The 23,210-nt window shown below is 60.4% G+C and carries 16 protein-coding genes and 3 pseudogenes; 1 reads left to right on the top strand and 18 read right to left on the bottom strand.

Going from position 1 to position 23,210, the window contains the following annotated elements; all coding sequences use genetic code 11:
• Positions 1-2 precede the first annotated feature (2 nt).
• From CNE_RS32970 to CNE_RS42425, 3 genes and pseudogenes are all read right to left on the bottom strand, one after another.
• Positions 3-1,397: a Mu transposase C-terminal domain-containing protein gene (locus CNE_RS32970; protein WP_238553213.1), complete on the bottom strand. Its 1,395-nt coding sequence runs from the start codon at positions 1,395-1,397 to the stop codon at positions 3-5.
• 459 nt (positions 1,398-1,856) lie between these two features.
• Positions 1,857-2,309 (bottom strand): annotated as a pseudogene (locus tag CNE_RS32965) (carboxymuconolactone decarboxylase family protein); the annotation flags it as partial.
• Positions 2,310-2,415: 106 nt separating this feature from the next.
• Positions 2,416-2,505 (bottom strand): annotated as a pseudogene (locus tag CNE_RS42425) ((R)-mandelonitrile lyase); the annotation flags it as partial.
• 631 nt (positions 2,506-3,136) lie between these two features.
• On the opposite strand from CNE_RS42425, the pseudogene rplQ reads away from it, so the two are divergent.
• Positions 3,137-3,375 (top strand): annotated as a pseudogene (gene rplQ / locus CNE_RS32960) (50S ribosomal protein L17); the annotation flags it as partial.
• Between the two features lie 587 nt (positions 3,376-3,962).
• Here rplQ and CNE_RS32955 read toward each other — a convergent pair.
• From CNE_RS32955 to CNE_RS32885, 15 genes are all read right to left on the bottom strand, one after another.
• Positions 3,963-4,400, bottom strand: coding sequence for a hypothetical protein (locus tag CNE_RS32955; RefSeq protein ID WP_013959080.1), 438 nt, complete (start codon positions 4,398-4,400; stop codon positions 3,963-3,965).
• Positions 4,397-4,930: an integrase gene (locus CNE_RS32950; protein WP_238553212.1), complete on the bottom strand. Its 534-nt coding sequence runs from the start codon at positions 4,928-4,930 to the stop codon at positions 4,397-4,399. Before CNE_RS32950 ends, CNE_RS32955 begins: the two co-directional genes overlap by 4 nt.
• 308 nt (positions 4,931-5,238) lie before the next feature.
• On the bottom strand, positions 5,239-6,225 hold the full coding sequence (locus CNE_RS32945) for a Bug family tripartite tricarboxylate transporter substrate binding protein (protein ID WP_158310037.1): 987 nt from the start codon (positions 6,223-6,225) through the stop codon (positions 5,239-5,241).
• A 112-nt stretch (positions 6,226-6,337) separates the two neighbouring features.
• A complete protein-coding gene (locus CNE_RS32940) occupies positions 6,338-8,032 on the bottom strand; it encodes a GMC family oxidoreductase (protein ID WP_013959077.1) in 1,695 nt (564 codons plus the stop codon).
• A 62-nt stretch (positions 8,033-8,094) separates the two neighbouring features.
• Entirely contained in the window at positions 8,095-9,582 is a 1,488-nt protein-coding gene (locus CNE_RS32935; protein WP_013959076.1) for an aldehyde dehydrogenase family protein, read from the bottom strand.
• 238 nt (positions 9,583-9,820) lie between these two features.
• On the bottom strand, positions 9,821-10,768 hold the full coding sequence (locus tag CNE_RS32930; protein WP_013959075.1) for a LysR substrate-binding domain-containing protein: 948 nt from the start codon (positions 10,766-10,768) through the stop codon (positions 9,821-9,823).
• Positions 10,769-10,878: 110 nt separating this feature from the next.
• Positions 10,879-14,340 carry an ATP-binding protein gene (locus CNE_RS32925; RefSeq protein ID WP_013959074.1) on the bottom strand — a complete coding sequence of 1,154 codons (3,462 nt, stop codon included), beginning with the start codon at positions 14,338-14,340 and terminating at the stop codon, positions 10,879-10,881.
• Positions 14,341-14,613: 273 nt separating this feature from the next.
• Entirely contained in the window at positions 14,614-16,230 is a 1,617-nt protein-coding gene (locus CNE_RS32920) for a GMC family oxidoreductase (RefSeq protein ID WP_013959073.1), read from the bottom strand.
• Positions 16,231-16,303: 73 nt separating this feature from the next.
• Complete coding sequence (locus CNE_RS32915; RefSeq protein ID WP_013959072.1) at positions 16,304-17,023, bottom strand: tripartite tricarboxylate transporter substrate binding protein; 720 nt, start codon at positions 17,021-17,023, stop codon at positions 16,304-16,306.
• 18 nt (positions 17,024-17,041) lie between these two features.
• The gene (locus CNE_RS32910; protein WP_013959071.1) at positions 17,042-17,878 is read right to left on the bottom strand and encodes an SDR family NAD(P)-dependent oxidoreductase; all 837 of its coding nucleotides are present in this window, start codon (positions 17,876-17,878) and stop codon (positions 17,042-17,044) included.
• A 36-nt stretch (positions 17,879-17,914) separates the two neighbouring features.
• A complete protein-coding gene (locus CNE_RS32905; RefSeq protein ID WP_013959070.1) occupies positions 17,915-18,901 on the bottom strand; it encodes a Bug family tripartite tricarboxylate transporter substrate binding protein in 987 nt (328 codons plus the stop codon).
• Between the two features lie 38 nt (positions 18,902-18,939).
• A complete protein-coding gene (locus CNE_RS32900; protein WP_013959069.1) occupies positions 18,940-20,451 on the bottom strand; it encodes an aldehyde dehydrogenase family protein in 1,512 nt (503 codons plus the stop codon).
• Positions 20,452-20,519: 68 nt separating this feature from the next.
• Complete coding sequence (locus tag CNE_RS32895) at positions 20,520-21,494, bottom strand: Bug family tripartite tricarboxylate transporter substrate binding protein (protein WP_013959068.1); 975 nt, start codon at positions 21,492-21,494, stop codon at positions 20,520-20,522.
• Between the two features lie 62 nt (positions 21,495-21,556).
• Positions 21,557-22,870 carry an NAD-binding protein gene (locus tag CNE_RS32890; RefSeq protein ID WP_041229235.1) on the bottom strand — a complete coding sequence of 438 codons (1,314 nt, stop codon included), beginning with the start codon at positions 22,868-22,870 and terminating at the stop codon, positions 21,557-21,559.
• Between the two features lie 82 nt (positions 22,871-22,952).
• Positions 22,953-23,177, bottom strand: a complete 225-nt coding sequence (locus CNE_RS32885) for a rubredoxin (protein ID WP_013959066.1) — start codon at positions 23,175-23,177, stop codon at positions 22,953-22,955.
• Positions 23,178-23,210: the final 33 nt, after the last annotated feature.

The following is a 23,210-nucleotide window of genomic DNA, read 5'->3' as shown; positions in this document are numbered from 1 at the left end:
GATCACCATTGCTCTACATCGTACGCTATGGCTGGCTTGCTGTAGTCGACGGACGCCTCAGTGGGTCTCACCGATGCGCTTTCGCCTTGCCGAACTTGAGAGTTCTCTTGCCGAGCGTTCCTTGGCACCGGATCCTTCAAGGCATTGCGTCGACGGCTTGCACCCAACGACTGTGTTCTTGCGCGCGCAACGATGCGGCGCTGTTCATCAATGGCCATGAACAGCATGGCCTCGCTGACGTATTCCTGTCCTTGGGCGCGCAGATGCCGTAATGCGCTGCGTTGCTCCCATAACGAAACGCGATCGCGGCGCAAGTCGGCAAAGGTCGCCTCGAGGTACCGTTTGCCATCAACGCTGACAAAAATTTTGGAGAGATCTTCGGGGTGAAACCGTGTAATGACCTTCTGCTTGGTTGCCCGCCACGCAGTAAAGATTGGATGCCAGTACCGAATGTAGAATAGCGTGAGGCCATCCGCCTGGACCGTTCTATGTGTCATCGGCAGGAACTGGATCAGGAACCGCAAAGCTTCGGACGCCGTATCGGGAAGCAACTTCGGAGGCGTCTCGCCGCCAAGTGTGGCCCACATGGAGTAGGGAGTGGCTCCACGCAACCCCCGGTGCGCATTATGGTGATAGCGCTGCGCGATCTCCAGGACCAGCCATTTCTCAAATTCTCGGATCGTCAGGGATGCCTCTCGTTCAGGCGGCCTGGCTTTGCGCCCCTTCGGGGACGAGCCAGTCGATCCCGGCAAGCTGTGGACGCGCTCCATGAGGGTCCGATTCAATCGTTCGATATGTCCGCCAAAGTATGGGCGTCCGGCGGGACGATACATCAATTCCACCCCGTACTGGCTACACCCGGAGCGCAGCGCCCTGCTTTTGAACTCGGCCGCGTTGTCGAGGTGAAGCACTTTCGGGATACCGTGCATCGGCCAATCGGCACTGACCTCGAGACTGGCAAGCCAGCTCAATTTGGGTAGAACGACGCGCGTCAATAGAAGAGCAACCGTGGCCGCATTCGGGCGGTCCATTCCCACATACACTCCCACGACACATCGTGTGGCAACGTCAACAGCAAGGCTAAGCCATGGCCTACCGATTGGGCGCCGATATAGCTCATCCACCACGATCACATCGGCGAGCGTGTGATCGACCTGAACGATGTCCATCGGGTAACGCGCGACGAGACTGCCAGGCGGAATTGCTGCCGCCGGTAACGCCGCCTGCAGAAGCGCCTCTTCCTTCCGATAAGCGGCCCAACGCCGTGAAACGGTTGACCTGGCTGGTGCGGTAACGCCAGCCGCGGCACAGCGTTTGCGGATTTCAATGGTCAGCTCAAACAGCGGGTGCGCCAGATAGCGCTGCTGCGGCAGCCAAGTGGATAGTACATCGTTCACGATGTTTTCGACTTGCGCCGGCAGTCGCCCCTTTCCGGATCTCGGACCGCGGTCATAGGGGCTCAGCGCGCTCGCGACTGGATCAGCAAGAAATCGTTGCCGAAGACGATAGACGGTGGACCGATGCATCCTGAGCAATTTGCCAGCGTAATCTGCTTGCTTGCGCGAGAGCGGTCCCCTTCCAAGGGGACGCAGAACTCGCGCAATCGCAAATTCGCGCTCCGTAGGTTGAGTCATGGAGATACGCAGAAACTAACATTCAACCCACAGTAGTCGAATTACCAGTCCGCAGAGCCACAGTCGCGGAATTTGTCGTCCAACGCCGAAAGGCCGTTGCCTCTGCGCAACGGCACCAATCGTTCTTCCACCGACAGTTTTCCAATGAAAATCAATGCGTTAACCCAGTGTGATTGCTCGCAGATGTGTGGGCGCGGATCGCGGAATTAACGATCTGCAACAGTTGTCGCGCTCGAAGATATCGCCGAACAAGTGGGTCTTCAGGTATTCGTCGATGGCAGGAGCGAACTCAAACAGCGCGCCCCTGACCGGGGCGCCAGACAACTTGGTCTGGTTGGCCGTCCCTGCAGTCAGTAACGCATCGCCCTTGGGCACGGCACGGCTCGGGTCTGAGCCGGGAACGTCGTGGACGCCCCGCTGCTTGCGCGCGTCAAGCACCTTCATCAACTCAGCCAGTGCATTGATGCTGCGCGGGAAGCCGGCGTAGGCGTAGAGCTGCACCAGGATTTCCTTTGCCTCACTCACCGTCAAACCCGAGTCAAGCCCCCGATTTAATGCCGCGTTCAGCTTTGCGATGTCGCCTGCAGCACCGAATGCAGCAATAGGGACGATGGCTTGCTGCCGCACCGTAAGCGTTTCAGATGCGCTTGACGCGCGACTTTGGGGCGAATTCATAGCTGGACCCTCCTGCGCATTAGAGACTACGGGTATCAGCGTAGTGGCCATGCTGAAGCCCACGGCGACCGCAAGCCCTGCGCTCCTGCGGCGCATTTTTTGCGGTTCAGCGCGCGTGATATTGCTCATCGGTGACTTTCTCCATCCACGTGACATTTTTCCCATCCACGGTGCCGGTAACAGCCAGGTGCGTCAGCTTGTTGGCGGTGGAAATGCCTCGCGTTCGCGCGGGATCGGCACATACTCGGGGTCGGGCTCAGCCAGCTCCAACACAAGGATCGGCAAGACCATGGCCTATACTTCCTGTCGTACTCTCCGACGTACCCTGACTCTCACACTGCTCTGGGCCTCCGCTTGCCATTGGGCGGCCCACCGCCTTGAAATGGTAGGTCTGCTTGGCGGACTGACATTTTCCCCTGCGCATCGCTTCCGGATTTCGACGCAGAGTTCGAGAAGCGGATGTGCGAGATGACGCTGTCGCGGCAGCCAATCGGTAAGCACCTCACTCACGATTTTCTCGACCGTGGCTGGTAGGCGCAGTTCTCCGGCCTTGGGACCGGGATTATGCGGTATCCACGCGCTCGCCGCAGGATTCGCAAGAAATAGCCGGCGCAAGCGATAGATCGTAGACCTATGGACTCCTAGCAATTCGCCAGCCTTCTTAGCTTGCTGACGCGAGAGGGGCCCCCTCCCCAGCGGATGTAAGACCCTCACAATCGCCCGTTCGCGCTCCGTTGCATTCGTGTCCGTCATGTCCAATACCGTGGTCTTACCCGCCGAGACGATTTTTGAAGAGCTGGTCAAACACTTAACTGAAAGGAATCATCATGCGTCACCGTCATGGTCTGCGGAAACTGAACCGCACCTCGTCGCACCGTCTCGCGATGCTGCGCAACATGTCCAACTCGCTGTTCCAGCACGAGCTGATCAAGACCACCGTGCCCAATGCCAAGGAACTGCGCAAGGTTGTCGAGCCGCTGATCACGCTGGCCAAGAAGGCACCGTTGCCAACCGCCGCCTGGCTTTCGCGCGCCTGCGCGACCGCGACATGATCACCAAGCTGTTCACTCGGAGCGGAGGTTGGACTCTCGCATTGCTTACCGCCTCTGCCTTCCGATGGGCGGCCCAGCGTCGCGAAATGGTAGCTCTGCTTGGCGGACAAACACTCGCCCCCGCGCATCGCTACCGGATCTCGACGCAGAGCTCAAGAAGCGGATGCCCGAGATAAGGCTGTCGCGGCAGCCAATCGGTAAGCACCTCACTCACGATTCTCTCAACCGTCGCTGCCAAAAGAAGATCTCCCACCTTGGGGCCCGAGCTATGCGGTATCAACGCGCCCGCTACAGGATTCGTGAGGAAGCGCCGCCGCAAGCGATACACAGAAGAACAATGGAGCCCAAGCAATTCCCCAACCTTCGTAGCTCGCTCACGCGAGAGAGGACCAATCCCCAGCCGACGTAAGATCCTCGCAATCGCCCGTTCTCGCTCCGTGACAGTTCTCACCGCCATGTTCAAGTCCGCGGGCTTACGCACCCGAGGCGATCGATTGAGCGGAGCTACCGGCTTGGCGGAATCAGTAGACGGGCGCGGTATCCACACTTTCGCTGGAGCCGGCTCGGTTAGGCCCGGCACAAGGATCGGCAAGACCATGTTCTATACCTCCGGTTGGACGGTCTGCTGCGCGGCGACGTACCCGGACTCCCGCACGGCTCGCTCCCAATGCGCCGAATCTAGTTCTGCCGTAGCCTTCTCGTTACAGAGCACCTGATGCAAACCAAGCCTGTCGGCCCGGTTGGCGAAGTCAAGCACGCCGCGCAGAGCACCGTAGATAGTCTCCGGACGCCTGGCGCCAAGGGTCACACGCTCGGAAGGCTGCGTCACCAGCAGGCGTACAACCTTGGTGCGTTCGCTGCTGAAGCCTCTGGGATCGAAAGTGTGCCGCGTGTTCAACGTGTCACGCGTCAGGTAGCAGATCTGTCCAATATCGGAACGGTTGCGAATGCCTTCCCACTTAAGCAGCGCGCGCTCGGGGTGCTGCAGCGTCGTGCCCACCGCGAGCGGCATGCGAACTTCCTCGTACAGGCGGCTCATACTGCCACCGCCGTGTCTAGGGCGCGCGTGACCAGCGTCGACAGGTGTGTGCCCCAACTGTCCTGCACAGCGTCGAACAGCTTGCGGTTCTCGCGGTAGCTGAGGTAGCCCTCGGTGGTGGACAGTCGTGTGTGCCACATCAGCTGCCGCAACTGATCGAGCGCCCGCGTGTACCTGGTCTCATTCGCGGTCATCGCGTCGACCATGTTCAGCCCGCAGGTTGAACGCAGGTCGTGGAAGCTGAACTCGTACCTGAGGTTGCCAAGCCGCGCGCGCATCATGGGCAATAGTTCGTCCTTGATGAACTGGCGCACGGCCTGTCCAGTCTTGACGTGACGGCGCACCTGAGGGCCAGTGCTGACCGGGCCGCGCGATGCGCGATCCTCGTAGAGCGGCGCACCGCGATGGCTCAGAAAGAGCGGCTGGTCGCGGTCATCGCCGCCGCCTGCCAGTTGGCGACGCTTGCGCGCACGATCGCTGTGCATGTAGACGTACAGCCGCTCGTAGAAACCGCGCGGCAGATGCAACACGCCCTTGACACCGCCCTTCGTGTCGATGCCCGTACCCGGCCCGCAGGCGAGACGGATGTCGTCGCCGAGAAACTCGCCCGGCTGGTCTTGACCTCGATCACGCCGCTGAATCCCTTCTGGTCCTTGAACTCAATGAAACGATCAGATTCGACCCACGGCGCGTTCGCGGGGTTGAAGCCTGCTTCGGTTATGAGCCAGCGATAGAAGCGAGCTACACCGTCTCGCTGGCCTCCACCGCGCCACAACGCGGCGGAAACACCACTCGCCATCCTTGCATACCGCCTCCAGCAACCTCGATCGCAACTGCATCAGGCGTTGGACTCGATCTTGACGGTCTTGCCGAGTTCGCGCCATTTGCCTATTTCGACTTCAAGATAGTGTCTGAAATCCTCCGGCGACCCCTTGACCGGGTTGCAATACAGCTTCTTAATCTGATTGGCCACGGCAGGAGTCTCCCCGATCTTGTTGAGTGCCTGATTCAGCTTCGCGATCAGGTTGGGATCCATGCGGGCCGGCCCGATCAAGCCGTAAAACGTGAAATCGATGCCCTTCAGCTCCGCAACACCGGTTTCGGCCAGGGACGGCACATTGGGCAATGACGGCAGCCGCTGCGATCCGGTGACTGCGATTGCCTTAAGCCGCCCCGATGTAGCGAAGGGAATCGCAAACTGCGCAAGCGTGAGCCCGACATGTACGCTGCCTGCCGTGACTTCACGGGCAACCTCCTGGTCGGATTTATAGGGAATATGGGTCAGGTCTATGCCGGTAACCTTCTTGACATACTCGATCTGCAAGTGATTTGCCGAGCCCACCCCAGCTGAGCCGTAATTCAGCTTGCCGGGATTCGCCTTCGCGTAGGCAATCAGTTCTCGCATCGATGACACCGGTACTGACGGATGGACGAAAAACACGCCAGGGGCCGTTGCGATCATGCCGATCAGGCTGAAATCCTTCAGCGGGTCATAGGGCAGGTCTTTGCGAACTCCGGGGCCCTGGCCAAGCGCGCTACCGCCTGCCAACGTCAAGGTCAAGCCGTCCGGCTGCGCGGCAAGCATCGGACGAATGGCAAGCAGTTGCGAAGCACCTGGCTTGTTGTCGACAATCACGGGCGCACCCAGCAGTTCTGTCAAGTGTGCGGCGTATAGCCTGGCGACGTTGTCCGCCCCGCTGCCAGCGCTGAATCCAACAAGAATTCGAATGGGGCGCGCACTGGAAGGCTGGGCGAAGAGCGGCCGCGCGAGCAAAGCGCCGGCCCCTAGCGCAAGTAGCGCCCGCCGCGAGATCGTGGGTTGCATTTTGTCTCCTGTTCTCTTTTTCAGAGAAAAATATCTTTGTATTTCGGACTCACTCATTTCACTTTGCGAAAGCTTTTGGAGTGAATCCTTGGGCAATACAAGGGTCATCAATTTACCCGACCTTCTCAGGCGCACGAATTCCCTGCGCTGCTCTCCGCAGGCCGCGCGGCCTGCTTTCGCCTACTGAGTCAAGTTGCTGCGCGGCGGCCAAAACCATATCCGCACACTTTTCGCCAATCATCATGCAAGGCACGCTCGTGTTCCCCGAAATGATGGTCGGCATCACCGAGGCATCGGCGATCCGAAGCCCCTTGATACCATGCACGCGAAGCTGTTCGTCGACAACCGCCATCGCATCCCTGCCCATCTTGCACGTGCCGACCATGTGTTGCGTGATCTGGCCAGTATTCCGGATGAACTCCAGGAGTTCCTCATCGGTTTGCACCTGCGGCCCCGGCGACATCTCTTCAGCAACCATATCCCGCAACGGCGAGGCCGCGGCGATCTTGCGAGCGCAGCGAACGGCCGCTATGGCCGTGCTGCGATCATAGTCGGTATCAAGGAAGCGGTACCGGATCATGGGCGGTGCAGCCGGGTCTTTTGACCGGATGTGAATACTGCCGGTGCTTTCCGTGCGTTGCACGTGCGTGTACATCATGAAGCCTTCCACATCCGACATGCGGCGTCCCCTGCCCGTCTTGACATCGATGATGTATGGGCTGACCACCATCATGACGTCCGGCTCGTTGAGTTCCGCACGGGAGCGCGCGAATACGCGCATCGAACCGTGGCCCTGGGCGATCAGTCCCTTGCGGAAGAATACCCAGCGAAGGATTTCAACGCCTAGACGCCATCCATGCCCCTTCCTTGCGAGTGAGACGCCGCGTTCGGCAAACCGCCACTTCATGATGGCAGCATAGTGGTCCCGCAGGTTCTCGCCGACGCCCTTCAGTTCATGTACGACGGGGATGCCATGCTTCCTGATCACTTCCGGATTACCGATACCCGACAATTCCAGGAGCTTGGGGGTATTGGCCGTTCCCGTGCAGAGAATAACTTCACGCGTGGCTCGGGCTTCCTGGACTGTGCCGTTGCAGCGGAACCGAACGCCTGCACAACGCTTCGCTTCCATGATCAAGGCGGTAGCCTCAGCCCCCGTAGCGACAGTCAGATTCGGCCTTCCTCTGGCCGGGGCAAGATACTGGGTTGCCGTGCTGTGACGCTCGCCGCGGTAGCCCGTCAGCTGTGCCATTGCTACGCCCTCCTGAGAGGCACCGCTGTAGTCGCTGTTGTAGGGAATACCTACGGCCTGGGCCGATCGAATGAACAGGTCATAGAACGAGGACAGCTTCTTGCTTTGAATAACCTTGACTGGCCCTGTGCGACCGCGGTATTCGTCTGAACCAATCTCTGTGCTCTCGATTCTCTTGAGGTAAGGCAGAACCTCCTTGAAGCTCCAACCCTTGCAGCCAAGCTGGCTCCACGTATCGTAGTCCAGCTTCTGACCACGGTTGTAAACCATGGCGTTGATTGAACTGCTTCCGCCCAGCATCTTTCCACGGGGGCACGCAATGCGACGGCCGCCATGCGTGGGGTCAGGCTCGGACTCGTAACGCCAGTCGACCAGGGGGTTGTCAACCAGGAATACAACCCCAAGAGGAGGCCGTGCCCAAATGTATTTGCCGCCTTTTACGCCCGCCTCGAGACAGAGGACCGTGTACTTGCCATTTTCACTGAGTCGACTGGCTACCACGCCACCGGCGGAACCGGAGCCGACCACAATGAAGTCATAAGTATTTGCCTGCATAGATCTGCTGCTTCGATATCATGAGTCAATGAGGATTTCGCTGCGAGGCCTGCGCAACAGCTTTAATCGCCATTGATGCAGACACTCTTCTCGTACAGGAAACCTTCAACGTGTTGGGCGCCGCCTTTAATGCCATACCCGCTTTGCTTGTAGCCACTGAAGCCGACGGCCGGATCGGCCAGCCCATAACAATTGACCCACACCTTTCCGGCCTTGATGCCATGAATCATCCGGGTCATCGTGCCGACATTGGTCGTCCACACGGCGCCTCCCAGGCCGTACTCAGTATCGTTACCCAGTCGCAGCGCTTCCTCGGTGGTGTCGAACGGAATTACCGACGCCACGGGCCCGAAAATCTCTTCACGGGCGATCCTCATGTCATTGCTGACATCATCGAAAACAGTTGGGGCGACAAAGTAGCCTTCGGCCAGTTCGCCTGCAAGCCGGTTTCCGCCTGCGGCCATCCTGGCGCCCTCGTCGGCTCCGATGGCCATGTAGGTCATCACACGGTCGAGCTGACGTTTAGAAACAAGCGGGCCAAGTTGAACACCGGGCTCAAACGGATCGCCAACCTTGATTGTTTTCGTGAAGTCTACGAGGCGCGAAACAAACTCTTCATGGATGCTTCGTTGGACGAAGATCCTTGTTCCTGCGGAGCAGATCTGTCCCGAGTTATTAAAAACCCCCATCGCCGCTCCGGGGACCGCCTTGTCGAGATTGGCATCCGCAAACACAATATCCGGCGACTTACCCCCCAGCTCCAACTGGATTCGCTTCATGTTTCCAGCTGAAGCTTTAATGATCTCACGACCTGTGACGGTGGAACCGGTGAATGCAATGCGATCGACACCCATATGCGCGGCGAGAGCGGCGCCAGCCTCGTAGCCATACCCCGTCACGACGTTGATCACGCCTTCTGGAACACCCGCTTCGCAAAGCAATTCGGCCGTTCGTAGGGTCGTTAGCGAAGCGTCTTCCGCAGGCTTGATGACGGCAGTGCAACCGGTAGCCAAAGCGCCGCCCATGATCCACCACATGCTGATCAAGGGTGCGTTCCACGGCGTAATGCCACCGATCACGCCGACAGGTGCCTTTAGCGTCAGCGTGGTGTAGTTACCGGACAGAGAGTTCGGAATGGTCGAGCCGGACCAGCTCATCGCTTGGCTGGCGAAGTACATGATGGTCTTGAGCAGGCCATCCTTCATGGCCTTCGTGCGCGACAGGGGTGCGCCCATATCCAGCGTGTCGAGGACGGCCAGCTCTTCGAAGTTCTCGTCGATGACATCGCACACCCGCAGCATCAGCGCATAGCGCTCATGCGGAGTGAACCGGCTCCACGGCCCCTCAAATGCGCGACGTGCGGCGGCGACCGCCACATCGATGTCCTGCTGTCCGCCACGCGCAACGGTCGCTAGCACTTTGCCGGTGGCGGGGTTAAAGGTCTGGATGGTTTCACCGTTCGCTGACAGTTGCCATTTGCCGTCAATGAAATGCAACTTGTCTGGGTTGGACAAGAATGCCGGCCGGATTGTGGATGGGGTGTCAGTCAAGAATGTCTCCTTCGATGGCGGGGAATGGCATCGTGGCCCGGATACCTGCAGCGGCTTTGTCTGCGGGGCCTGCACGACAAACGAGTTCGTGCATGGATCTTAAGGAGCCGGGCTGCGAAGGAGGAAATATTGTTTTGTTGCCTCCCCCATCGCGCCGGCTTATGGGGACAAGCGGCCCGGTGGATGGGTGGTGCACGGCTGTGGCGGGGAAGACCGCGAGCCGCGGGCAACCCCAGCCTCAGGCTTGGGGCGCCGGAAGGATCCGCGCTCCTTGCCATATGCCGCTTTGGATCAACCTGTGCGCGACATGCGCCAGCTCGGTGTGCACAATCGACGCACTTGCCGACAGCTTGTGCGCGGGCAGCGAATACACATAGTTCACGCGTGAGATCGGCGCGTCAGCGATCGGCAGGCATCGCCACCCTTGCTGCGCATAGTGCACCTGAGTGGCTGCCATCGGCTGAACCGTGGCCCCGCCCCCTTTCGCCACATAAAGCATAACGAGCTGGACCGAGTCAATCTCGGCAAGGATCTCGACGGAGAGGTTGGCGCGCTCCAGTTCGCTGGTAAAGCGGCGTCGCAAGTTGTGGCTTGGCGACGACAGCACCATGGGCAGCGCCGCTGCTTCAGCAAGCGTCAACGACGTCTTGTCCGGCGCGATCAGCTGGCTGTCCGCAGGCACGATCACGAACACGTCCTCCTCGAGGAGCGGCTCGAAGACCAGGTCGCTGGCTGCTGTCTTGCTAAAAAGAATCGCGACGTCGAGTTCATCGCGCCGTGCCCTTTCTTCCAGATGCTGCGGCAGTGCCGAAACCACGTTCAGCACGATGCCGGGATAGTTTTCCTTCATATGCAGCAGCAGTGGCAGCCCCACCATGCATGTGGTGGTTGGCGCCAGGCCCAGCGTAACGCGGCCCTTCACGTTGGAGGACTCCTGACGTGCAATCAGCACTGCCTCGTCGAGCTGACGCAGCATCAGCTTGGCGTGGCGATATAGCGCGGCCCCATTCGGCGTGGGCACGACGCCCCGCGCAGACCGCACCAGCAGGGGCTTGCCGACCTCATCTTCAAGCCGGGCGATCTGCTGGCTGAGCGCGGGTTGAGCGACGAAGAACTGGCGCGATGCCTTGGTCAGGCTGCCACTCTCGACCACCTGGACGAAGTACCGCAGTCCACGCACGTCCATCAACGACTCCGTATAGCGACGTCAGGTGTTACCGACATCCTGGGTGAACGAGCCTATCATAAAGGGTTCCGTTATATAGCCACGGTTCCATTGTATGGAATATAGCATCGCTACCCATCGGGTTGCGGCCTGCGCATGCAGGACCATTCGCGAAGCAGAGCCTTGGCATCCAGCCAATCGCGGGTATCGAACCCCTCCGCGAATGTGCCATGAACTTCGGCCAGCAAATCACGGGCGGCGTCACGCTTGCCCTGCAGATCCCAGAGGCGGGCCAGGCTCAGCGCACATTGCAGCTCAACCGACCGCGCGCCTTGCTCACGTGCGAGCGCGACGGCCCTGCTGAGGCAGGATTCCGCTTCATTGTGCGCGGCAGCAATGCTTACGACGCCCCTTCCTGTCATCAGCAACAGTTCTGCCCGCCGGCGCAGCAGTGCAGCTCGATCGAACCGCTCGCCTGTGCATTCCGTCAGCGCGAGCGCATGGCCCAACACCCGATCCGCGGATTCGAACTTCCCCGCACTGCCATATGCATCGGCAAGAAGACCCAACAGTGATGGCCGCCCCAGCGCGGATTTCGTCGCCCGGTGAGCGCGAAGTCCCGATCGCATTTGCACGATGCCTTCCTCCCGCTTACCCAGTCGAGCGAGCGCCCATCCGCGAAGGATCGTTCCCCATGCGCCATAGAGCGGGAACCCGCGCTCGCTCGATACGGCAATGGCGGCATCTGCGTATTCCAGCGACTTCTGGACCTCATCCCGGCGCTGATATAGTTCCGCCGCGAAGATAAGACTCAGCGCCAGGCCAAACGGATCGGACGCCGCCTTGGCCAACTCCAGTGCCTCTTCGCAGCGATTGCGCGACTGATCCGGTAAGCCGAGATACCACAGGATCCAGCTAAGGGTGCTGCGTATATGGACCCCGGGGTTTCGTATAAGGCGTAGCAGGTGGTCATAGGATTGCCGACCGGGACGGTGCAGTGTCAAGGCCTGCTCCATGTGATGACGCGCCAGCCCGATCCTCCCCAGGCGAAGGAGTGTAACGCCCAAAGCCCGGTGAGCCTCCGCAAGCCTTTCCACGTCGTTTGTGTTCTGCGCCAGGCCCAGCAGACGCTCTGCCAGGGCGAGTGCCCGCTCCAGCTCCGCCCGCAATAGAAAGTGAGACCAAAGGCCTGACTGCGCGGAGAACTGCTCCGGCATTCCCCCGTCGCGTTCGCACAAGGCTAATGCGTGGGTGTAGGTTTCCTCGACCTCTGTCGACCCATGGCCGCGGGCGGCGATCCAGGCAGGACCGAGTGTCAGCAGCAGGCGGATCTCCTCGCGAGTCCGTTCGGGGGTATCCGGCAAGGCCCTTAGAAGCTCCAGGGCTGTACCGAGATGACGGATCCCTTCACGCTGCGCGCACTGCTGTAATGCCTGCTCGCCGGCAAGATGCAGATACTGGATCGCTTTGCTGGCATTCCCGCTTTTGCTGTAATGGTGGGCCAGCTCGTTAACGTAGTCGTCCAGCCGACCGGGAAACAGGGACTCTATTGCCTCGGCGGTGCGCTCATGCAGCTTGATCCGTTGACTGAGCAGCAGGGAATTGGCGGCAACTTCCTGGATCAGCGCGTGCTTGAACGCGTACTCGACTTCCGGGAATGCGGGACGCTCAAAAATGAAATCGCTGCGCTGGAGATGGTCGAGTAGCGGCGGCAGCTTCTGCTCGGGCAAGGCGGCAACACACCGGACCAGGCTTAATGAAAAGTCCTTACCGATAATCGCCAGGGTCTGCAACAGCTCCTTCTGCGCTTGGGGCAAGCGGTCAATGCGCGAGGCGATCACGCCCTGCACGGTGGTCGGGATATGAAGCGACACAGGGGCCGTCTGGATCCGGTAGCTGCCCGGCTCGCCCAGGATAATGCCTTCTTCCGCTAGCGTCCTGACTACTTCCTCCATGAAGAACGGATTGCCCTCCGTCTTCGCCGAAATCAGCTCCTTCAGCGGCCCAAGCCCGGGTTGATCACCCAATAGCGTCGTGAGTAGCCCCTGTGCATCGGTTTGACCCAGAGGGTCCAGATGCAACTGGAGGTAGCAAGGCAGGCATTCCCAGTCATGCGTGTAATCCTGCCGGTAGTTGAAAAGCAACAGGATCCTGGAACCCGGCACATGCTCTACGAGCGCATCAATAAATGCTTCGGTCTCACTGTCCAGCCATTGCAAATCTTCAAACAACAACAAGACGGGCTGGTTCTGGCTTTCTCTTACCAGTAGACGGATAACCGCTTCAAAAGTGCGCTGGCGCCGGAGCCGGGGATCCATCATTGGCACAGTTGACGACGGTTCCCGGATACCCAGCAGATCGAGCAGATAGGGGAGTTGATCCTCCAGCGCGCGGTCCAGCCTCAGCAGCCTGCCGGTAACCTTTTCGCGATACAACCGCTCATCATCAGACGTTACGATCTGGAAGTAGTTTTTCAACAGATCGATCAACGGAAGGTAGGGGAATGCTTTCCCATGCGAAACCGAGAAAGTTTCCAGCACCAGGCAACCCTGCTGCGAACGGGCTTTGAATTCGTGGAACAAGCGCGACTTACCAACACCAGCTTCGCCCGCCACGCCGATAATCCGTCCGTGCCTTGCGTTGGTCGAGACCAGCGCCGCATGCAAACATTCGAGTTCACGCTCGCGTCCGACGAACTTCGCCAGGCCCCGATAGGCCGACACTTGCAGTCGCGTGCGCAATGTACCAAGCCCGAGCAGCTGATAGACGTAAAGCGGAGTCCGAATGCCTTTTACGTTTGTGGCGCCGAGCGCTTTGAAATGGAAGTATCCGTCCGCAAGCTTGTACGTCGAGTCGCTAACGAGCACCGACGACGGCGCCGCCATCCCTTCCATCCGAGAAGCGATATGAATGGTGTGGCCAACCGGGTCATAGTCGGTGTGTAGATCGTCTTTTCGAATAGAGCGCACCACCACTTCGCCGGTGTGAATGCCAACCCGGACCTGCAGCGGGATACCCTTCTCCAGACGGATGCTGGCGCCATGGCGGCGCATCGCTTCCTGCATCCGCAATGCCGTATACAACGCTCGCAACGGGTGGTCTTCGTGCGCAATCGGGGCACCAAACAGTGCCAGGATGCCATCCCCTAATGACTTGGCGACGTACCCTTCATAGTGATGTACGGCTTCCATCATGATGGCCACGACCGGATCGATCAGCTCTCGCGCTTCCTCCGGATCGAGGTCCTGAATCATCGCCGTCGACTCGGCCATATCGGCGAACAGCGCGGTAATCGTCTTGCGCTCGCCAGCTTCCTGCCCTCTGGCCTCCATGGCTGCCCGTTCGGCCAGAATACGCTCGGCCAAGTGCGCAGGCGTGTACAGAACCGGCGCACCGACGAAATTCGCTGAAACGCTACCAGAGGCCAAAAGACTGCCAGGCGCAGGTAAGGCGGCGCCGCATGCACCGCAGAACTTTGCCGTGGCGGGGGACTGGTGGCCGCATTGCAGACAGGTCCGGCCCAATACATGGCCACATTCCTCACAGAACCTTCCTCGCGCGGGGTTGTCGAACCCACACTTTGTGCAGCGCATAGCACCCTCGAACAGCCCTTGGCTCCTACCATTACAGGCGCAAAGCACGTGCCTCGCAAGGCGGTTATGGCTGCCCGGGTCGCGTAGTGAGGTAAAAAGAAGGCCGGAGCCTGTCGTTCCGCCACAATGCCAGGCCAGACAGGCTCCGCGGGGAGCAAATGGAGAGCTGTGAAGGAGGAAGCGCCCCGATCCTTTTAATCCAGCCCCGCAGTCGATGACCGACTCACGACTTCGCGAGGACAATCCCCACTGGGACTCAAAAGCGCGGCCGTATCAAACAGGTCGCAGCGGCATGGCATCCGCAGCAATCATGTCGGCGGCCTTCTCGCCGATCATCATGGACGGTGCATTGGTATTTCCGGATGTCACCCGTGGCATGATCGAAGCATCAGCAATGCGTAAGCGTTCCACGCCCCGGACGCGGAGCCGCTCGTCCACGACGGCAAGGTCGTCGGTGCCCATCTTGCAAGTCCCCGCGGGATGAAAGGCCGAATTCCCGTGCTGCTGCATGAAGGCCATCAGTTCATCATCCGTTTCTACACCGGGCCCGGGCAGCGTCTCCTGGCGGATTCGCGACGCCATCGGCTCGGTAGCCATGATGGCGCGTATTTTGCGGATACCGCTGATCATGGCGCCAATGTCTTCGTAATGTGTCAGGAAGTTAGGGTTCAATACCGGTGGGTGTGAAGGATCCGCAGACCTAAGCGTTACGGTGCCACTTGCGGCGGGCCGGACGCGATACACCGAGGCAGCAACGGCTGGCGCGGGGTCAACCTCGATCCTGCCACCTTCGTGATAGGTGAACGTCATCGGTCGGAAGCTTATCTGCAGGTCAGCGTGGGGCTGCGCCTCCCCGCTTTTGACAAACGCCGCCACTTGGGACGAACCGAGCGCGAGGTAGCCACCGCCCGTCGCAAGATAGCGCATTCCCTCCCAGTACTTGCGCAACCCGCTGATATGACGGTTATAGGAGCTGTCATCGGCTGCCTGGAAGCTGCAGTGGATATAGAAATGGTCCTGCAGGTTCTGACCAACGCCTGGTACATCGCAGCGCACAGGTATGCCGTGGCGCTGCAACTCGTTGCCGGGGCCGATTCCCGACAGCATGAGCAACTGCGGAGAATTCAACGCGCCGGCGCTGACAATCACTTCGCGCGCGGACATGAACGTGATTCGTTGCCCATTCAGTATGACCTCGACACCGTAGGCTTGTCGCTCTTGAAGCAGGATACGCGTTACTAGGCAGTCCGATTGCACGACAAGGTTCTGCCGATGGCGCACCGGTTCCACATAGGCACTGTAGGCGGAATGACGGCGGCCACGCCGGATATTGTGCTGGATATAACCAACACCGTCATGGATCTCGCCGTTTAGATCCGAGCTTCTCGCTATGCCCTGGCGAACCGCGGCCTCGATGAAGTCCGCGGAGCTCGGATGCAATACCGCGGGATCACTAATGTAGAGCGGGCCGCCGATGCCACGATAGGCATCCTCTCCACGCGCGTTGTGCTCCATGCGCTTGAAATACGGCAGCACGTCTTCAAAGCCCCAGCCAGCGTTTCCTTCATTTCGCCAATCGTCAAAATCCTGCCGGTGCCCTCGGATATAGACCATCCCATTGATGGCGCTGGAACCACCCAGCCCACGGCCCCGGGGCCAGTACATGCGCCGGTGATGTAGCTGCGGCATGGGCTCGGTGAAGTAGTTCCAGTTGAGCTGCTTGTGGAAGAACATCTTGGCCATGCCGGCCGGCGTATTTACCCAAAAGCGGTCAGTCGACGGCCCGGCTTCAATCAGCAGGACCCGTATCTTCGGGTCTTCGCTAAGGCGGCGCGCAAGCACGCATCCCGCAGAGCCCGCCCCGACGACAATATAGTCAAATTTTTGCATTGCAATTCCGACTTTCTTTTGCGTATATCAAGCACGCGACAACATCCTGGGTCGCCGCGTGCAAGCGGTGCTGTCACTCTTTGACGAATTTCAGGTCGGCTGCCATCTTTTCCAGACTGGAAAATTCCGTGGCGAGCCGTTCGTCGAACGCTTCGGGCGAAAGAATATACGGTTCGGCACCATCGGCCTGGAATCGTTGCACCAACGCCTTATCGGTCAATGCGTACCTGAGTGCGTCCGAAAGACGGGTCATCACATCCTTGGGCGTACCGGACTTCGCCAACAGGCCGAGCCAGACACTGAAGGTGTAATCGAGCCCTTGCTCCCTGAAGGTCGGGATATCCGGTGCGGCGGGCAGACGCTGCGCCGACGTGACGGCCAGCGCCCGCATCTTCCCGCTCTTCACATAGCCAGAGCTGCTGATATACGCGTCAAAGAACATCGATACGCGACCGGCCATGACGTCCGTCATCGCAGCACCGTTGCCCTTATAGGGGACGGGCAGCACGTTTGACCCGTAGGAGCGCAGCACCGACTCGGCCGCGATATGCGGAGCACTTGCTATTCCGCCATGCCCATAGCTGAGATCTCCAGCGCTGGCTTTGGCAATGTACTCCTTCAGCGAACGCGCTCCGCCAGCACCCACCAGCATCAGAAACGGGGCGCGAGTCATCGGCCCGATCCCGCTGAAGTCCTTGATGGTGTAACCGGGATCCTTCTTGGTGTAAGGAAGCGTCAGGAAGCCCAACGACTGCGCTAGGATGGTAGATGTTCTTATCCGGCAGAGGTACAAGCGAATCAGAGGAATGCGTCAGATACGGTTCAGGATGCGGCCGCCATCGACCAGCATCGATACGCCGGTGATGAAGTTCGCCTCATCGGAAGCGAGGAATAATGCCGCATTGGCAACGTCCCAGCCAGTGCCCTGGCGGCCGAGGGGAACCTTGGCGTTACGCTCTGTGGAGACCTGTTCCCGAGACTGCTTCCATTCGCGCACGCGCGTGTCCACTGCCATGGGCGTTGCGATTAGGCCTGGCAACACGCAGTTGGCGCGGATGCCATATTGGGCATTCTGTAGCGCGAGTTGCTCGGTGAACGCGACAACGCCCGCCTTGGCCGCCTTATAGGCGACGTACGGATACTTGCCGACCGCGGCAGCCGACGAAACGTTGACGATCGCCCCGCCGCCTTGCTTGCGCATGATCGCCACGGCGTGCTTGCATGCAAACACGGTGCCGCGCAGATTGATGCGGCAGACGTTGTCGAAGTTTTCCTCGGTGATATCGAGCAGGTCGGCATCCCCGCCGGCAATGCTTACCCCCACATTGTTGTGCAGCACGTCAAGTGAGCCCCATTTCTGGGTAGCTTCGGCCATCGCACGCGCCAGATCTTCTTCGCGGGTGACATCCGCGGCAAAGCTGACGCATTCGAAGCCCTCTGCGCGGATGAGCTCCGCGGTCTCCTCGGCGGATTCCAGGCGCCGATCGACAGCGAGTACCCGAGCGCCCTCGCGCGCGAAGCGCATCGCCGCTGCGCGGCCATTACCGACCCCTTCGCCGGGGCTCTGACCTGCTCCGATGACCACCGCGACCTTGCCTTCCAGCCGTTTTGCGGACGTCCAACCCTGATTGCCTTCCGATGTGTTCATAGCACTTGCCTCCTGTTCTTTCGTAGCTGTTCGATTTCAGCCCGCGACATTCACGTGTTTGCTGAAGCGGGCCCATTTGTCGGTATCTTCCTGAATGACCTTGCGCAGGTCGTCAGGACTGCCGGATCTTGGCTCCGCGTAGTATTTCTCCCGGACTTGCGCTGCGGACACCGGCTCGCGCGATACGCGGTTAACGGCCACATTCAGTTTCGTGGCCACGGAGGCAGGCAAGCCTTTCGGCCCAACGAGACCGTAGTAGGTGTAAGGATCCAGGCCTTCCACTCCGCTGATACCGGCTTCCGCCAGGCTTGGTACTTCCGGTAGCACCTTCACCCGGTGCGTGCCCGTTACCGCCAGCGCCCGGACCTTCCCATTGCTGATTGCCGCCATCGCCCCTTGGGCCGGTGCGATGCCGACATGGACGGACCCTGTGTACATCGCCTGCACGATATCCGCATCCGCCTTATAGGGAATGTGGGTCATGGTGATGCCGGCAACGTTGCTCAAGTACGCGCCCGCCAAATGACTGGCTGAACCGATACCGGACGAACCGAAGTTCAGTTTCGTCGGGTTCGCCTTGGAATAGGCAGCAAGGTCGCGCAAGGAACGCACCGGCAGGTCGCGGTTGACCACGATCACGCCAGGCGCGGCAGCCACCAGCCCGACCATGGCGAAGTCCTTCAACGGCTCATAGGACAACGTGCCGCGCTGAACCCCCGGTGTCTGCGAAAGGGCGCTGCCGGTGCCCATGTAGAGCGTATACCCGTCCGCCGGCGCGGCCTTCAGTGCCTTGATCGCAACGATCTGGCCCGCACCGGGCTTGTTCTCCACGACAACCGGCGTCTTCAACTCGACGGCCAGCTTCTGGGCATAAAAGCGGGCAATCGCATCAGTACTGCCACCCGCGGCGAATCCCACCAGGATACGGATCGGACGGGCCGGGTACTCCGCGGCGTGCGTCGCCACGCTGAACATCGCTGCCATGCCAATGGGAAGGAAGCGCGTGACTGAACGGATAGCCATAAATTGTCTCCTGCACAAACTTCGCACGTGATCTGGCCTCACAACCGCATCAGCACGGACTTGGTCTGGCTATACGCGTCAATCGACTCCGCACCCATCTCCCGACCATAGCCGGATTGCTTGTATCCGCCAATGGCCATCACGGGGTCGGTTTCGGCATAGGTGTTGATCCACACGCGCCCGGACTTCAGCGCGCGGGCGACCCGGTGTGCGCGGCTGACATCACGGGTCCAGACCGCCGCAGCGAGCCCGTACTCGGTATCGTTGCCCATCGCGACAACGTCGGCCTCATCCTTGAACGGGATGATGGACAGCACCGGGCCGAAAATTTCTTCTCGCGCGATCCGCATCGCATTGGACACTCCGCTGAATACGGTCGGCTCGACGAAGTAGCCTGTATCACCAACGCGCGAACCACCCAGCACAAGACGGGCACCATCTTCACGTCCGGCGTCCACATAGGACAGGACGCGATGCATCTGGCGCTCGGAAATAATGGGACCCATCTGGGTGTCCGGTGCCAGTGGCGACCCGACCCGGTACGTTGCGGCGATCTCCGCTACGCGCCCGGCGATCTCGTCATGCAAGCTCTCATGAACGAACAGGCGCGTGCCAGCGGAACAAATCTGTCCGGAGTTCCTGCAGAACGCCACCACGGCGGTCTCAATGGCACGGTCAAGATCGGCATCCGGGAAAATGATATTGGGTGACTTGCCGCCAAGCTCTAGCGTCACCTTCTTCATGTTGCCTGCCGACGCCTGGAGAATCTGCCTGCCAACCCCCGTTGAGCCGGTGAAGGCAATCTTGTCGATATCCGGATGGGCCGCCATGGCCGCGCCCGCTGTCGCCCCATATCCCGGCACGACATTGACCACGCCAGGCGGCAAGTCGAGTTCCTGGATCAGTTCAGCCAACCGAAGCGTCGTCAGCGGCGATTGTTCCGCCGGCTTCAGCACGGCGGTGTTGCCGCAGACTAGCGCCGGCGCCAGCTTGGTCGCCGCCATGACGAGCGGCACGTTCCAGGCATTAATCAGCGCGCACACCCCCATGGGCTCACGCAGCGTATAGATGAAGCGGGACGCGTCCGTGGGATTGGTGGTGCCATGGGTCTTCGTTGCCCAGCCCGCGTAATACCGGAACAGCTCAGCCGCCGATGCGACACGGCCCACCGAAAATGCCAACGGCGCGCCCATGTCGAGGGTCTCCAGCACCGCGAGTTCCTCGGCATGCTGTTCGATGGCATCGGCGATTCTCAGCAGGTACCGGGCGCGGACATGTGGGGAAATCCCGGCCCACGAGGGCGCCTCCAAGGCCTGCCTGGCGGCGCGAACCGCCGCGTCGATATCTTCGCGGTCCGCCTCGGCCACCTCGACCAGCGTCTGCTCGGTGGACGGATCGATGGTGGCGAACGTTTTGCCGGAGACGGCGTTGACCCACTCGCCGCCAATCAGGAGGCGCTTCGGGCCGCTGGCCAGCCAGTCCAATGCCTTGCGATGGCCGGGATTAACTGGTGCGTTAGCCGGTTTGACGTGCGATGAGAAAGATGGCATGCGTTGATCTCCTGAATACTTTCGTGCTGTTGGGTCAGCGCCCTGTCTCGCTGGGCGCATCGCTTCCCCTATTGCTTCTCGAGCTTGATTTCCTTCGACAGCCTGGTGATGTCCTCGACTTCCTTGGCCATGAAGGCGTTGAACTCGGCTGGCGACATATAGGTGTCCTCGATCCCTTCTGCCTTGAATCGCTCCTTGAGGGCCTTGTTGGAATACACGGCATGCAGCGCTTCGGAAAGCTTCTGCACGACTTCCTTAGGGGTGCCTGCCGGCGCCACCAGGCCCATCCATGTATAGAAGCTGTAGCCGGGCACGCCTTGTTCGGCGAGGGTCGGGATATCAGGCGCGGTACTGACGCGGGTCGCCGACGAAACGCCCAGTGCCCTCAGCTTGCCACCGGCCAGATAGCCCTTGCCGCTGCCGTAGGCTTCGAAAATCATGCTGACACGCCCGCTCATCACATCGGGCATGGCCGGGCCATTGCCCTTGTAGGGAACGTGCAGAAGTTGCAGGCCAGCCCTCTGCAGGTACAGCGCTGCGCCAATGTGCGTGCCCGTGCCAACGCCTGCCGAAGCGTAAGTGAGCTTGTTTGGATTGGCCTTGGCATTTCTGATGAAATCCGCAGCGCTCTTGTTGGGACTGTCCGGCGCCACGACGAGGAGAAGCGGCGACTTGCCAAGGAAACCGATGCCGGTGAAGTCCTTGGTCACGTCATAACCAGCGTCTTTCTTCAGCACTTGCTGGTACGTCATGGTTCCCGCCGAGGCGAGCAGCGTGTAGCCATCAGCCTGGGCCGCCTTGACGACGTTGATGCCGATCATGCCGTCTCCGCCAGCGCGGTTCTCGACGATGACTTGCTGCTTCAGTCGCATGCTCATTTCCTGTGCGACCAGGCGCGTGGTGAAATCCACCAGCCCGCCGGGGCCGGTGTTCACCACAATGCGAACAGGACGGCTCGGATATGCATCCGCTGCGAGCGCGGGGGCTGCGCTTGCCATCGCCAGCGGCAGGATGGCGAACAGGTTCCTGACAGACTGCTTCATTTCTTGTCTCCCATACTATTTGTAATTGGGTGTTGGATCGCGATCAGCGCTCCGTTGAGCGCTCAGTGGCCGTAGCGGACCCCTGCCATCGATTCATAAACGCAGCGCATCTGCGAAACATCGGCCGTGTCGGGCAACTGGTTGCTCCCCTGCTCGACCAGGCTGCGGACGACCTGCAGGAGCATCATAGGGGCGCCTGCTGCGACCGCCAGGGCGCAAGTGGACTGGAGTCCATCGACCACGGACCGCAGGCGGATGTCTTCCGCCGCTTGGCCTGACATCAGGGCGGGCAATATAGTCCGCGAAGCCTCACTCCAACCGGAGCTTCGGTTGACGACGGTCGCCATGTCGGCGAGACCAAGGCCAAAACGAAGGCCAACGGCGGTGCATTCATAAGTGACTAGGCGGCATAGGGCCGCCACGCCATGTTCTAGGAGGCGCAGGGTCTGCTGCGCGTCGGGGCTTGCGCTGCCGACAGCGTTGCCCGTGGGCGCCGGCGCGAGTTGCGTCCCCGCCAGGGACGCGATCACCCCAACCATGTCTTCCAGCTTCGCGTTCGGGCCTAAGGTATTAGCGCCGGCTTGCAGCAGGCCCAGTGTCGTGCTGGTGATCGGCATCGGCACGCCAGTCTGGGCACCCAGCGAGACTGCCTGCGCCACGTCCTTCACCATCAACGCCAGTGCGAAGTTCGTCGAAGACTTGCCCTGCACCAGCGCGGGAAGCATCTTGTCGGTGGTCTGGTTCCGTGCCTTCCCACGGTTCAGATAGTCACTCATTGCCGCCAGCGACAAGCCGACCCTTGCGCCAAGCGCCGCCATCTCGAGTGTACCGAGACGGGCACATGCGTTCATGGCGTTGTTGACCGTCTTCATCGCCTGGCCATCGCCGACACGCTGGCCGCAGCGAACGATGGACTCGCTGATCACGCGCAGGACTGGTAGCGCTCTTTCATACACGGCATCCGGGCCGGAAGCCATCAGCGTCGCGCCGCCCTCGGCGACAACATGCGGACTGGCCGATACCGCCGCATCCATCATCTCCACGCCTTGGCAGGCCAACGCTTCGGCTATCTGCTGCGTCTCGCCGGGCACGCCACTGGTCTGGTCGATCACAAGCTTGCCCTTCGACAACCCTGCTGCCAGACCATCGGGCCCAAAGACGAGCCGGTGGACATCGGCACTGCGGGGCAGGCACACCAGGACAACTTCGCATTGCCGCCCCAGTTCCGCCGCGGACGAGGCCACCGCGGCGCCCTGCGACGACAAGTATTCGCATGCGGCCGGATTCAGATCCCACACGCAAAGGTCATGCGCCGGCAGGAAACGCCGGGCGAGCTCCCGGCCCAGTGCGCCGAGGCCGATATATCCAATCTTCAAGTCAGTCTCCTCTATGGTCCCGGCTGGGCGGCGATACCGCATGGCCAGGGAACTTGGCGAATCTCCGGGCTGAGCCGAATCGTCAGATCTCCATCATCTCGAAATCCCCCTTGGCGGCCGAGCACTCAGGACACATCCAGTCGTCCGGCACGTCATGCCAACGCGTGCCTGGGGCAATACCGTCTTCCGGGCAGCCAGCACCTTCGTCGTAGATGTATCCGCACAAGATGCACTGCCAGATCTTGAATGGCACTTCCGAACCGGATAGCTGGCTGGCTGCCTTGCTCGTTGCTTCACGATCTGTCATATCGGACAACTTTTCCAGCAGGCTTTCACTGGC

It is taken from the genome of Cupriavidus necator N-1, from assembly GCF_000219215.1.
Taxonomy (GTDB): Bacteria; Pseudomonadota; Gammaproteobacteria; order Burkholderiales; family Burkholderiaceae; genus Cupriavidus; species Cupriavidus necator.
Note: the sequence above shows the minus strand (reverse complement) of the source record. Positions and strands in the feature narration are given on the sequence as shown.